Source organism: Streptomyces sp. NPDC051738 (genome assembly GCF_044453205.1).
Classification (GTDB): Bacteria; Actinomycetota; Actinomycetes; order Streptomycetales; family Streptomycetaceae; genus Streptomyces.
In genome coordinates, this window is sequence record NZ_JBITCM010000026.1 from 81,674 (window position 1) to 94,311 (window position 12,638).

11 protein-coding genes, 1 tRNA gene and 2 pseudogenes are annotated in these 12,638 nt (G+C 68.9%); 9 read left to right on the forward strand and 5 right to left on the reverse strand.

Annotation, left to right across the window (positions count from 1 at the left end):
* The 4 genes and pseudogenes from ACIA8X_RS40900 to ACIA8X_RS40915 all read left to right on the forward strand — a co-directional run.
* A pseudogene (locus ACIA8X_RS40900) lies at nt 1-400 on the forward strand (RNA helicase); the annotation flags it as partial.
* Between the two features lie 227 nt (nt 401-627).
* Nucleotides 628-2,733, forward strand: coding sequence for an FG-GAP repeat domain-containing protein (locus ACIA8X_RS40905; RefSeq protein WP_393456305.1), 2,106 nt, complete (start codon nt 628-630; stop codon nt 2,731-2,733).
* 48 nt (nt 2,734-2,781) lie between these two features.
* On the forward strand, nt 2,782-4,362 hold the full coding sequence (locus ACIA8X_RS40910; RefSeq protein ID WP_399460429.1) for an amino acid permease: 1,581 nt from the start codon (nt 2,782-2,784) through the stop codon (nt 4,360-4,362).
* A gap of 176 nt (nt 4,363-4,538) precedes the next feature.
* A tRNA-Lys gene (locus tag ACIA8X_RS40915) sits at nt 4,539-4,611 on the forward strand.
* 169 nt (nt 4,612-4,780) lie between these two features.
* Here the strand turns inward: ACIA8X_RS40915 and ACIA8X_RS40920 are convergent.
* Together ACIA8X_RS40920 and ACIA8X_RS40925 are read right to left on the reverse strand one after the other, a co-directional pair.
* A pseudogene (locus ACIA8X_RS40920) lies at nt 4,781-4,951 on the reverse strand (NaeI family type II restriction endonuclease); the annotation flags it as partial.
* A 270-nt stretch (nt 4,952-5,221) separates the two neighbouring features.
* Complete coding sequence (locus ACIA8X_RS40925) at nt 5,222-5,755, reverse strand: SMI1/KNR4 family protein (RefSeq protein ID WP_399460430.1); 534 nt, start codon at nt 5,753-5,755, stop codon at nt 5,222-5,224.
* A 451-nt stretch (nt 5,756-6,206) separates the two neighbouring features.
* Here ACIA8X_RS40925 and ACIA8X_RS40930 point away from each other — a divergent pair, with 451 nt between their 5' ends.
* On the forward strand, nt 6,207-6,716 hold the full coding sequence (locus tag ACIA8X_RS40930; protein WP_399460431.1) for a hypothetical protein: 510 nt from the start codon (nt 6,207-6,209) through the stop codon (nt 6,714-6,716).
* Between the two features lie 346 nt (nt 6,717-7,062).
* Here the strand turns inward: ACIA8X_RS40930 and ACIA8X_RS40935 are convergent, their stop codons facing one another.
* Together ACIA8X_RS40935 and ACIA8X_RS40940 are read right to left on the reverse strand one after the other, a co-directional pair.
* A complete protein-coding gene (locus ACIA8X_RS40935; RefSeq protein ID WP_399460432.1) occupies nt 7,063-7,575 on the reverse strand; it encodes a GNAT family N-acetyltransferase in 513 nt (170 codons plus the stop codon).
* A gap of 233 nt (nt 7,576-7,808) precedes the next feature.
* A complete protein-coding gene (locus ACIA8X_RS40940) occupies nt 7,809-8,228 on the reverse strand; it encodes an arsenate reductase ArsC (protein ID WP_393462436.1) in 420 nt (139 codons plus the stop codon).
* A 317-nt stretch (nt 8,229-8,545) separates the two neighbouring features.
* Between ACIA8X_RS40940 and ACIA8X_RS40945 the strand changes: the two genes are divergently transcribed.
* From ACIA8X_RS40945 to ACIA8X_RS40955, 3 genes are all read left to right on the forward strand, one after another.
* Nucleotides 8,546-8,860 carry an ArsR/SmtB family transcription factor gene (locus ACIA8X_RS40945; protein ID WP_393462434.1) on the forward strand — a complete coding sequence of 105 codons (315 nt, stop codon included), beginning with the start codon at nt 8,546-8,548 and terminating at the stop codon, nt 8,858-8,860.
* Nucleotides 8,861-8,942: 82 nt separating this feature from the next.
* Nucleotides 8,943-9,758 carry an aquaporin gene (locus tag ACIA8X_RS40950; RefSeq protein ID WP_399460433.1) on the forward strand — a complete coding sequence of 272 codons (816 nt, stop codon included), beginning with the start codon at nt 8,943-8,945 and terminating at the stop codon, nt 9,756-9,758.
* Entirely contained in the window at nt 9,755-10,603 is an 849-nt protein-coding gene (locus ACIA8X_RS40955) for a sulfite exporter TauE/SafE family protein (RefSeq protein WP_393462430.1), read from the forward strand. The genes ACIA8X_RS40950 and ACIA8X_RS40955 overlap by 4 nt, the downstream gene beginning before the upstream one ends.
* Before the next feature lie 54 nt (nt 10,604-10,657).
* On the opposite strand, the gene ACIA8X_RS40960 is transcribed toward ACIA8X_RS40955, so the two are convergent.
* Nucleotides 10,658-11,035: an ArsR/SmtB family transcription factor gene (locus tag ACIA8X_RS40960; protein WP_393462428.1), complete on the reverse strand. Its 378-nt coding sequence runs from the start codon at nt 11,033-11,035 to the stop codon at nt 10,658-10,660.
* A 156-nt stretch (nt 11,036-11,191) separates the two neighbouring features.
* On the opposite strand from ACIA8X_RS40960, the gene ACIA8X_RS40965 reads away from it, so the two are divergent.
* The gene (locus tag ACIA8X_RS40965; protein ID WP_399460434.1) at nt 11,192-12,568 is read left to right on the forward strand and encodes an NAD(P)-binding domain-containing protein; all 1,377 of its coding nucleotides are present in this window, start codon (nt 11,192-11,194) and stop codon (nt 12,566-12,568) included.
* The last annotated feature ends 70 nt before the right edge of the window (nt 12,569-12,638 follow it).

A 12,638-nucleotide genomic window follows, 5' to 3' on the forward strand; every position in this document is an offset into this window, starting at 1 on the left:
CGGTGGGTTCAACCGTGACCGTGGGGACCGTGGGTTCGAGCGCCGGGACAACGACCGTGGCGGCTTCCGTCGCGACGACCGTCGGGACGACCGCGGTGGGCGTTCCTTCGAGCGTCGGGACAACGACCGCGGTGGCCGTTCCTTCGAGCGCCGCGACGACCGTGGCGGCTTCCGTCGCGACGACCGTCCGGCCGGCCGTCCCTTCGAGCGTCGTGACGAGCGCGGTGGGCACCGGGGCAGCGACCGTCCGTTCAACCGCGACCGTCGTGACGACCGTCCGGGCTTCCGCTCCGGCGGCCACGAGCGTCCGTACGGCCGCCGTGACGACCACCGCGGCACCGGCGGCGGTTCGCCCCTCGGGCGCCGTGACGACAAGCCGCGCTGGAAGCGCAACGGCTGAGACGCCGTGACGGCTGACGCCGATTGATCCCTGAAGGGCCCGTACGACTCCGGTCGTACGGGCCCTTCGCGTGTCGTGAGACGGCGGTGGAACAGTCGTTCCCTTTTCGACTACCGCTACTTGTGTGGCGGTTGTTAGCATCCGCTGTCTTTTCTTTGGAGGCGCGCGGCCGGGGGGCTTCGGCACGGACGCGCAGGCCTCGCTCTCGTTTCCCTGGGGAGGGACCCTTGACCCGGCATGCCCGGATCGCACTGACTTTGGCCTGCCTGGCCGCCCTCGGCGCCGGTTCGCTGACCACCGCGGGCCCCGCTGCCGCCGACATCGCGCCGACGCCCGTCCAGACGGACGGGGTGTGGGGGATCGACTACGCGGGCGGCTTTCTGAGCACCGTCGAGTACCGCCCGAACGGTGAGCAGTGGGTGGTCGGCCGGGAGATCTCGGCCGACGGCTCCACGGTGCTGGCCCAGACCACCCGCGGGTTCGCCGGCACCTACGCGAACGGCACGCACCTCCAGCGGGTGCCCTGCGACGCCGGGGGGTGCGTCCCGCTGCGGTCCACCGGCAACCAGAACGTCGGCTACTTCAAGGTCGACGAGGCCGGCAAGGAACGCGCGCAGATCTGGACCGGGCCGGACAGCTACCACTACGCGGACGAACCCTGGGTGACCGGCGGCCGGTTCGTGGACGCGACCGGCCGCTACTTCATCTACAACGCGTCCTCGACCGGCAAGCAGTACGTCGACTCCCAGCAGAAGTACCTCGTGCAACACGTGAGGCTGACCCGGTCCGTCACGGCCGCCTCCGTGTGGGGCTCGCTGCTGTGGACGCCGGGATCCGGCTCCGGCGCGGTCACCGCGTACGACCTGGAGCAGAAGAAGACCGTCACGACCCTCGCCACCGGCGCACCCTGCACGGTCAAGGAGCTTCAGGTGGTGGGTCGTTGGGTCTACTGGAACTGCGGGCCCACGGGCTCCGCCGGGGTGTACGACCGTACGACGAACAAGAAGATCACCGTGCCGTCCGGCCCCGCCCTCGTCGGTGACGGCTACCTGGTCCGGCACGACCGTGGCGCCGGGAAGCTGATGCTCACCGACTTCCACACCGGTACGGCCGCGGCCGCGCGGGAGATCGCCGATCTGCCCGCGGGGAACACCGCCGACCAGCGGCGGCTGATGTGGGCGGTGGACAAGTTCGGCGGGGACATCGCGTATGTCGGCCCGGACAAGGCGATCCGTGTCGTGCAGAGCGGGGTGCCGTCGCAGTCGCTGGCGAAGATCGAGTCCGAGGTGGCCGGCACCCACGTCGATGCCAAGGACCTCGGCTGGAACAGCACCTGGCAGTTCAACAAGCCGGCGGACTGGACCTTCACGGTGAAGGACTCCCGTGGGCGGGTCATGCACACCCGGAGCGGTTCCGGACCCGCTGCCGAGGCCGGCTGGCTCGGGAAGACGGACACGGGTGCGTACGCGTACAACGGGCGGTACACCTGGTCGCTGACCGCCACGGCGACCGAGGGTGCCGGCACGTACTCCACCAGCGGCTCCCTCGGACTCAGCAGCGGCCGGCAGGGCCACCACGACCAGGGCGGCTACAGCTACGGCGAGCTCGTCACCCTCAACTCCTCGGGCGGCCTGACCCTGCACTACACCGAGGGCAAGGGGACGTTCGACTGGAAGCAGTCCGCCTCCGGCTGGCCCGCCGGGACCGTGGCCGTCCCGTTCGGCGACATGGGCAGCGACCGGTGCGCGGAGATGCTGGTGCGGACGCCCGGCGGGGAGCTGCGCCGTTACGCGGGCAAGTGCGGGTCGTCGTACGGCCCGTCCAGCAGCCACACCTCCCTCGGCACGGGCTGGAAGGCGTACGACGTCCTGACCGCGCCCGGCGACCTCACCGGCGACGGCCGTACGGATCTGCTGGCGCGTCAGGCGTCCACGGGGGACGTCTTCGTGTTCGCGAACGACGGTGCCGGGAAGCTGAAGCCCCGCGTGAAGATCGCCTCGGCCTGGAAGGGCTACACGAAGCTGGTCGGCGCCGGTGACCTGACGGGTGACGGGATCGGCGACGTGCTCGCGCGCGACAACTACGGGGCGCTGTACCGGCTCGACGGCGCGGGCGACGGGAAGTTGAAGGCGCGGGTGAAGATCGCCGCGCAGTGGGGGGCGTCGTACAACGCGGTGGTCGGCGTCGGCGACATCACCGGGGACGGGAAGAACGACCTGGTCGCGCGGGACACGGCGGGGAACCTGTACCGCAATCCCGGTAACGGCGACGGGACGTTCGGGCCGCGGGTGAAGATCGCGAGCGGCTGGCAGGGCTACAAGGGGCTTTTCTAGCCAAGTTGTGACGTGTGTCATGCCCCCGGCGAGGGAATCGCTGGGGACATGACAGATGACGCCATAGCGAGTGGGCGGTCGGACGGAAGTCTCCCTGCCGGAAATCTCTCTGCCGGAAGTCTTTCTGACGAAGAGCGGTTGGCCCAGCTCGGCTACACGCAGGTGCTCGCCCGCCGCATGTCGGCGTTCTCCAACTACGCGGTCTCCTTCACGATCATCTCGGTCCTGTCGGGCTGCCTGACCCTCTATCTGTTCGGCATGAACACGGGCGGCCCGGCGGTGATCACCTGGGGCTGGGTCGCGGTCGGTCTGATGACCCTGTTCGTCGGCCTGTCGATGGCCGAGATCTGCTCGGCGTACCCGACCTCGGCCGGCCTGTACTTCTGGGCCCATCGGCTCGCGCCGCCCCGTACGGCCGCCGCCTGGGCGTGGTTCACGGGCTGGTTCAACGTGCTCGGCCAGGTGGCGGTGACGGCCGGCATCGACTTCGGGGCCGCGTCCTTCCTGGGCGCGTACCTGAACCTCCAGTTCGGCTTCGAGGTGACGCCGGGCCGCACGATCCTGCTCTTCGCGGGGATCCTGGTGCTGCACGGCCTGCTCAACACCTTCGGCGTGCGCATCGTCGCGCTGCTCAACAGCATCAGCGTGTGGTGGCACGTGGTGGGCGTCGCGGTGATCGTCGGGGCGCTGACCTTCGTACCGGACGAGCACCAGTCCGCGTCCTTCGTCTTCGGCGAATTCGTGAACAACACGGGCTGGGGCAGCGGCGTGTACGTGGTGCTGGTGGGCCTGCTGATGGCCCAGTACACCTTCACCGGGTACGACGCCTCGGCGCACATGACGGAGGAGACGCACGACGCGTCGACGGCGGGCCCGAAGGGCATCGTGCGGTCGATCTGGACGTCGTGGATCGCGGGATTCGTGCTGCTGCTGGGCTTCACCTTCGCGATCCAGTCGTACGACGGTGCCCTCACGTCCCCGACGGGCGCGCCGCCCGCGCAGATCCTGCTGGACGCGCTGGGCGCGACGGCGGGCAAGCTGCTGCTGCTCGTCGTCATCGGGGCGCAGCTGTTCTGCGGGATGGCGTCCGTGACGGCCAACAGCCGCATGATCTACGCCTTTTCGCGTGACGGTGCGCTGCCCTTCTCGCACGTCTGGCACACGGTCAGTTCGCGCACGCGGACGCCGGTCGCGGCGGTGTGGCTGGCGGCGGGTGGGGCGCTGGTGCTGGGGCTGCCGTACCTGATCAACGTCACGGCGTACGCGGCGGTGACCTCGATCGCGGTGATCGGCCTGTACATCGCCTACGTCATCCCGACGCTGCTGCGGCTGCGCAAGGGGGACGCCTTCGAGCGGGGGCCGTGGCATCTGGGCCGCTGGTCGGGGGTCGTGGGTGTGGTGGCGGTGGTGTGGGTCGGCGTGATCACGGTGCTGTTCATGCTGCCGCAGGTGTCCCCGGTCACCTGGGAGACCTTCAACTACGCCCCGGTCGCCGTCCTGGCGGTCCTCGGCTTCGCCGCGATCTGGTGGGGGGTTTCGGCTCGGCATTGGTTCCTCAATCCGGAGCATGAGCGGACGGCGGGGCGGGAGGCGGGGCGGGTGGGGGCGTCCAAAACGGTTGATCCTTAGCACTTCGGTGCGTGGGGGCTCGTTTTGGCGGGGGTCGCGAGCGCTGTCTGCGCCCCTGTCCGTGCCCCCGTTCGCGGCCGTCCGCCGCTCTCCGCAGCCGCCGACGTGGCCGTGACTCCGATACCCGATCGGAGACTCGGCCAGGTCCGGCTATGCTCGGGGTGGCAACATCGCCTGGGCCCTTAGCTCAATTGGCAGAGCAGTGGACTTTTAATCCATTGGTTGTGGGTTCGAGTCCCACAGGGCCTACGGTGCGGGTGACGGGGGTACCCCCTCTGACCTGCTGCGCAGCGCCTGAGTCGGCTTCGGTCGGGTCGGGCGCTGCTTCGTTTTCGGGGCTGTGCGTGGGCGATGCGTGAGCGGGTGTCCCATGGGGCGAACCAGATGATGCGGCAACGGGCACCGGGGCCTCTGGGTCGTCCGGACGAGCCACGCACCATTGAGCGCCGTCGAGAGTGATGGTGGGAATGTCGTCGTCCCGCTGAGGCGATGCCGGGGTGAACCGGACGCTCATCGACGTCTTCGGCGCAGGGACGGGCAGGCTGAGGGCCGAAGCCCAATCAACATGCTGGCGAACAGAGCCACACAGAAACGAGGACGCCCTGACGCGCTAGCCTGAGTCTTGCCTCCCGCACTCGCTCTGGGCCGTCAGTCGCACTGGGTATAGCGGAAAGATCCGCTTGGCTCATCGGGGTGAGCTGGGCCTGCAGGAGCAGTTCTTCGAGACGAGCGGGGCGGGGGAACGTACGATCCACCCCCGTTCAACTCCACGTCGGGGTGCCCGGGGCTGGCTGGGTCGAGGTGGGGACCGGTGATCTGATCTCCTACCTGCGAGCCGCCTTGAACAAGCAGTGATCTCTCAGACAGCCATCAGCTGCCGGAACTCGTGCGCGGCGAGCGGGAAGCGCGAGGAGAGCACGGATGATTGCACGTCTCCCACGAGTGCGGCGACGAGGAACTCGGTGCAGTTCATCGAATGGTGCTCCCAGCGGTCGCCGCGGGCCTCGTTCACCATGACCGTCCACTGGTCGGGATCCTGGCCTGCCCGGACGAGCCAGTAGAGGCACTCACCGTTGTCGGTGGAGGCCCAGGGAATGACCCGGCTTGCGGCATCCGCCAGTTCGGCCGGCTTCTCCTCGAACTCCCAGAGTCCTTCGAGCGCTTCGGTCTGCTGGACCTCCCACTCGATGAGGTCGTAGTTGTCGTTCGGGCAGCCCGGCTCGAGGAGGTAGAGGTAGTCGTCCCAGTTGCTTCCGCCGTAGGTGCGGATCAGTTGCTTGTAGTCCGCCGGGAGGGCGACACCGAGCTGCCCCTCTACCGAGTCCCAGTCCGTGTTCCCGGGCTCGGACGGCGGCGCGATGATCTGCGTGAGGCGGGTAAGTGCGGCGTCCATGGAATCTCCCTCCGTGGATCTGGTCCTCCTGCTCTATCACGCGTGACGTGATGCGCATGCCTCGGTGTGCAGGCGGCGCATCTGGGCGGGGTCCCGTTCGGTGATCGGCTCGGCCACCTGTTTCGGTTCCGTGGCTCCGGTGAGGTGAGGCCGAGCAGGGACGGCGTACGGGCTCGCGGCTTGCTCGTGGGCGGGCTTCGATCGGTGCGGCTTTCGGTGGGCTGACCTTGCCGGGGTATTTGGCTCCGTCCATGACCGAGATGCCCGGTCTGTGAAATTGGGTGAGGTTGACCCGATTTCACGGAGATGGCCTAGGTAAGAAATCGTTAACAGATGCCCTTGAGGAGCAAAGTTCGCCATTGCTTACGCATGTCCTCGCTGGTAGCCTCGCTCTTGTAATGATCAAGCAATTACCTGACCAGTGATTGCCGAATCCAGGGGGATCCACTTCGTGAGTGTGCGAAGCAAGGGAATTTCTGCCGCGGTTGCCGTCGCTATGACCGGCACAATGTGCGGCATTGGCGCGAACGCCGCGTACGCGGATTCGTCGGCAGGCGAGAAGACCGCAGCAGTCACGCAGGCGGCAACAGCAGGGCAGGCTCGCGCCGGAGCTGATGAAATCTGCCTGGTCCTGGGGATCGGCAGTGGCTCGGCGGGCCTTGCCAAGGCGCTGGCCAAGGGCGCTTCGTGGGTAGGGATCGGCGCCAGCGTCGGGTGCTACCTGTACACGAAGGCGAAGGAAGCCACGCCTGCGCAAAAGCGGGCCGCCATGATCAAGTCGTACAAGAAGTACCAGGCGATGAGCGATATCAAGAAGCTTGATGCGCTCGGCTATTACTGCCGGAAGAAGGACAGCGGCGGTGGTGGCGGAACTGACGTCGCTCCCCTCAACACGAGGATAGGGTGGAGGGACATCAAAATGAAGGGCGTAACTTACACATGCACGGCGACCGGGGACTGACTGGTCGCGGCGGCCTGGGCTATGGGGAGCGACTGTCGTTCTCCATAGCGCTGGTCGTGGTGAGCCTGCTGTGGATCACGCAGGACATGGCCCGATGGGCAATTGTGCTGTGTGGGGTCGGTGCGGTTGGGGGAGCGCTTGGGGTGCTCTATTTCGGGTGGCGCTACATTCGCGCTCGCGGGGATTCGCAGTGAGAATTTCTCTGCGGAATCTTCGTGAAGTGGGGTAGGGCAGGGGCGCGTCTGACCTGATCGGGATTCGGGCGCGGGCGGGATGTGACGGGACGGCTCCAGTCCACGTCGCCGGCGCGCGCCCAGACTGACTCCGGCCCTCTGACTCCTACGGCCTACAGGGCCGGGGTCTGGTTGGGGACGACGGCCGGGACCTGGGCGGCGAGTTCCCTGAGGGGCTCACCGCTCAGTCGGCACACCCTCCACTCGTCGAGGAAGTCGACGCCGAGTGACTTGTAGAAGTCGATCGTCGGCTCGTTCCAGGCCAGGACCCACCACTCGAAGCGCTCGTAGCCTCTTTGCTCGCAGATCGCGGCCAGGGAGGCGAGCAGAGCCTTGCCATGTCCGCCGCCTCGGGCCTGCGGCCGCACGTAGAGGTCCTCCAGGTGCATGCCGCGCGTGCCGGTCCAGGACGAGAAGTGGGGGAACCACAGGGCATAGCCCACTGCCTCGCCCGTCCCGTCGTCCTCGGCGATAAGCGCGAAGGCGGCCGGATGCTCTCCGAACAGGGCCTCGCGGAGCTGCTCCTCGGTCGCCCGGGCCTGCTCAACGGACCGTTCGTACTCGGCGAGTTCGCGGATCATCGCGCGGATCTCCGCGACGTCGTTCACGGTGGCGGCACGGATCATGCGGAGATCGTCGGTCACGGAACCGTGCCGCGTCCATCCAATTCCGCGCCTCCTCCATCGACGTAGAGGCGATCTCCTCGCGGACCATCGCTGGTCAACGGTCGATGTGATGACCTCGCGTGCGCCGCCTCTGGCTCGACACCGGGCTCAAGCTCTGTCCGATCCGGGCTCAAGCTCTGTCCGATCCGGACGCAGTCGGGCTCAAGCTCTGGGCGACGCGGACGACACCGGGGTCAAGCCCCCTGCCGTCCATCGATCTCGGCGATCAAGGCCTCGATGCGCTTGTGGATCTCGTCGCGGATGGGGCGGACGGACTCGACGCCCTTGCCCGCGGGGTCTTCCAGGGCCCAGTCGAGGTACTTCTTGCCGGGGAAGATCGGGCAGGCGTCGCCGCAGCCCATGGTGATGACGTAGTCGGACGCCTGGACGGCGTCGGTGGTGAGGATCTTCGGCTTGGCCGCGGAGATGTCGATACCGACCTCGTTCATGGCCTCGACGGCGGCCGGGTTGACCTGGTCGCCGGGGACGGAGCCGGCGGAGCGGACCTCGATCCGGTCGCCCGCGAGGTGGCTGAGGAATCCGGCGGCCATCTGGGAGCGGCCGGCGTTGTGGACACAGACGAACAGTACGGAGGCGAGCGGGCTGGAGGACATCGGTTCTTCCTTCGTACGTGGATCAAGAGGGTTGTGCAGGGGGTGGGTTCAGGTGCTCGGCAGGGGCAGGGAGGCGAGCAGTTCGGTGATGTGGGCGTCGATCTCGTCGCGGATGCCTCGGGCTACGGCGATCGGTGCGCCCTCGGGGTCGGTGACCGGGCGGTCCGGGTAGCGGCGGCCCGGCAGGACGGGGCAGGGGACTGGGACGCGGTCATGGGAATCCCCTTCGAGGCGCGGGTCCCCATCGGTGTGGGGATGCAGGTCCCGGGATCAGCCCAGGCTGGTATCAGCTCGGAGTGATGTGAGATTATCAGCCCATGCTGACATCAGTCGACACTGACCTGATGCGGGTTCTCGCGGACCCGCTCCGCCTCCAGATCGTCACCCTGCTCGCCAAGGAGACGCTCTGCACCACGCACCTGATCGAGGAGACGGGGGCCAGGCAGACCAACCTCTCCAACCATCTGAAGGTGCTGCGCGAGGCCGGGGTCGTGGAGACCGAGCCGTGCGGCCGGTTCACCTACTACCGGCTCAAGCCCGACGTCATCGCCTCCCTCGCGGGACAGTTCGCCGACCTGGCGGAGACCGCGCGCACCACCGCCGAGAACAACGTCAAGCGGTCCTGCCCCTGATCCCCGCCCCTGTGATCCCCGTCCTTGTGATCCACGCCCCCGTGATCCCCACCCCATGCGGCGACTGCACCGAGGAGTCACGTTGACCGTCCCCGAGGCCCCCGAGGCCCCCGAGGCCCCCGAGACCACCGAGCACGACGGTGCCGAAAAATCCCCCCTCGCGTCCGGCGCCGAGCCCCAGCCCGCCCCAGGCGCCACTCCGCCTCAGGCGCCGCCGCTCCTCGCCAGGGCCGTGGCTGAGCTGGTCGGTACTGCGGCTCTGGTGGCGGTGGTGGTGGGTTCCGGTATCCAGGCCACCGGGCTGACCAAGGACGTCGGCCTGCAACTGCTTGCGAACTCCACGGCCACCGTCTTCGGCCTCGGTGTTCTGATCCTGCTGCTCGGCCCGGTCTCCGGCGCGCACTTCAACCCGGCCGTCACCCTCGCCGAGTGGTGGACCGCCCGCGGCGGCGGCGCTGGTGTGACGCTGCGCGAGGCGGCCGTCTACGTCCCCACCCAGATCGTCGGCGCCATCGCGGGCGCGATCCTGGCCGACGCGATGTTCGGCGAACCGCTGGTCAAGTGGTCCACCCACGACCGCTCCGCCGGTCACCTGCTCCTGGGCGAGGTCGTCGCGACCGCCGGCCTGATCCTGCTGATCTTCGGGCTGGCCCGCACCGACCGCCTTCGCTTCGCCCCCGTCGCGGTCGCCTCCTACATCGGCGCCGCGTACTGGTTCACGTCGTCGACGTCGTTCGCCAACCCGGCCGTGACGATCGGCCGCGCCTTCACCGACACCTTTGCGGGTATCGCCCCGGGTTCGGTCGTGGGCTTCATCGGCATGCAACTCATCGGCGTCGTGGTGGGCTTGGCGCTGGTCGCCCTCATCTTCCTGCCCGGCCGGAAAGCCGCGGAATGATGCAGAAGAGGGCGGCCGAGCGCGATCTGGCCGGTTCGGAGAACCGTACGAATCATGAGTTGGCGCCCGGTGTTACGTCTGTGGTGTTCGGCGCGGGTGCGGCCGTCGGTGTGCTGGGCGGGATGATCGGTCTGGGCGGTGCGGAGTTCCGTCTACCGCTGCTGATCAGCCTGTTCGGGTTCGCCGCACTCTCCGCGGTCATCCTGAACAAGGCGTTGAGCCTGGTCGTGGTTCTGGTCGCACTGCCCGCCCGTCTGCTAGCCGTCCCGGCCTCAGAGGTGGCCGCGCACTGGCCCGTCGCGATCAACCTGCTGGCCGGGAGTCTGCTGGGCGCCTGGGCCGGGGCCACGTGGGCGGTACGGATGCGCAGCTCCACCCTCTACAAGGTGCTGGCGGCACTGATGGTGCTGATGGCCGCCGCCCTGCTCGTCACGCACATGTCCACTCTGGGGACGCTCGCGCTGCCGCTGTGGGCTCAGGTGCCCTGTGGGGTCGTGGCGGGGTTCGGGATCGGGGTGGTGGCGGCGATCATGGGCGTGGCCGGAGGCGAACTGCTCATCCCGACGATCGTGCTGCTGTTCGCCGTGGACATCAAAACGGCGGGCAGCCTGTCGCTGCTGGTGTCCCTGCCGACCATGCTGGTGGCCTTCGCCCGCTACAGCCGCGACGGCAGCTTCGCCGTTCTGGGCGCCAACCGCCGCTTCACCCTCGTCATGGCCGCGGGCTCGATCACGGGCGCGATGTCGGGTGGGCTGCTGCTCGGCGTCTTCCCGGACCTGGTGCTCATCCCCGTACTGGCCCTGATCTTGTTCATTTCGGCCGTCAAGCTCGCTCGTCACGACTGAGTCCGCGCGGTCGCACCGTCCCTGCGGGATGCGACGTCACCTGGTCCGCGCGGCTCAGGAGGCAGGTGCGGCTTTGATCAGCAGTCGGCCCATCGCTGCGAGGACGGACGGCTCGACACGGTAGTAGACCCAGGTGCCGCGTCGCTCCGAGGTGAGCAGGCCGGCTTCCTTGAGCTTCTTCAGGTGGTGGGAGACGGTCGGCTGGGAGACGCCGACGTCGGAGATGTCGCACACGCAGGCCTCGCCGCCCTCGTGTGAGGCCACGGCCGAGAACAGCCGCAGCCGCACCGGGTCGCCGAGCGCCTTGAACATCCGCGCGGCGGCCTCGGCCTCCTCCGCGGTGAACGGCCGCTCGGTGAGCGGCGGGCAGCACGGTGCCGCGGCCTCGCCCGGGGCGGGTTCCAGCAGCGGCAGCACGTTCGTATTCGACATGCGTCTATGTTGACATACGTCAAACCAGCGGGCCAGGGCGGTGGGAGGTGGTGACCGCGATCAGATTAGATAACTGTCTATGTTGACGTCTGTCGATGCAGGTGCCATCCTGGGCAGCGCAAGACATCGACAGATATCGAAACAAAGGGGAACCTCGTGGCCACGTCCATTGACAGCGTGCTCACCACCGCCCCGCTGCCCGTCGTGGTCATCGGCGCCGGCCCAGTCGGCCTGGCCGCCGCCGCCCACCTCGTCGAGCGCGGCATCGAGCCTCTGGTCCTCGAAGCAGGCCCGGCGGCGGGCAGTGCCGTACGCGACTGGTCGCATGTGCGTCTGTTCTCGACCTGGGGCGAGGTCATCGACCCGGCCGCCGAGAAGCTCCTGGCCCCGACCGGCTGGGTCCGCCCCGACGCCGCCACCTACCCGACCGGCGGTGACTGGGCCGAGCGTTACCTCCAGCCGCTCGCCGACGTCCTGGGCGACAAGGTCCGCTACGGCACGACGGTCACCGGTGTCGCCCGCGCCGGCCGCGACCGTATCGTCGACTCCGGCCGCGACGAGCAGCCTTTCACCGTGCATGTCGAGACCTCGGACCGGCGCGAGGGGCGGATCACCGCCCGCGCCGTCATCGACGCCTCCGGCACCTGGTCCGTCCCGAGTCCGATGGGTGCGGACGGCCTGCCCGCCCTCGGTGAGAGGTCGGCGGCCGGCCACGTCTCCTACCGCGTCCCGGACCTCAAGGACCCGACCACGCACGCCCGTTACGCGGGCAGGCGCACCGCCGTCGTCGGCTCCGGCGCCTCCGCCTTCACCGCCCTCGCCCTCCTCGCCGACCTGGCGAAGGAGGAGAACGGCACGCACGCGGTGTGGATCCTGCGGCGCGGAATCGGCGCCGACACCTACGGCGGCGGCGAGGCCGACCAGCTCCCCGCCCGCGGCGCGTTGGGCCTGCGCGCGAAGGCGGCCGTCGAGGCCGGCCTCGCCGACGCGGTCACCGGATTCCGTACACAGGCTGTGGAACGCGACGGCGACCAGCTCGTCCTCGTCGCCGAGGACGGTCGCCGCCTCGACCCGGTCGACGAGGTCATCGTCCTGACCGGCTTCCGCCCCGACCTGTCCTTCCTCGCCGAACTCCGCCTCGGGCTCGACGAGCGCCTCCAGGCCCCGACCGCCCTCGCCCCGCTCATCGACCCGAACGTCCACTCCTGCGGCACCGTCTACCCGCACGGCGTGAACGAGCTCTCCCACCCGGAACAGGGCGTCTACCTGGTCGGCATGAAGTCCTACGGCCGTGCCCCCACCTTCCTCGCCATGACCGGCTACGAGCAGGTCCGCTCCGTCACCGCCGCGATCGCGGGCGATCAGGAGGCCGCCGAGCGCGTCGAACTCACCCTCCCGGAAACGGGCGTGTGCGGCGGCGCGGGCCTCTTCGACGAGCCGCAGAACGCCGAACAGTCCGGCGGCGGATGCTGCGCCGCCCCCACCACCCTCCAGATCGGCATCGGCGCCCCGGCCACCACCTCCGGCGGCTGACGCCCGTACCCGGGACCCCTCCCGACTGCGGCATGGCAACCTCCCGTAACCGCTCGTGCCACGAGGAGGC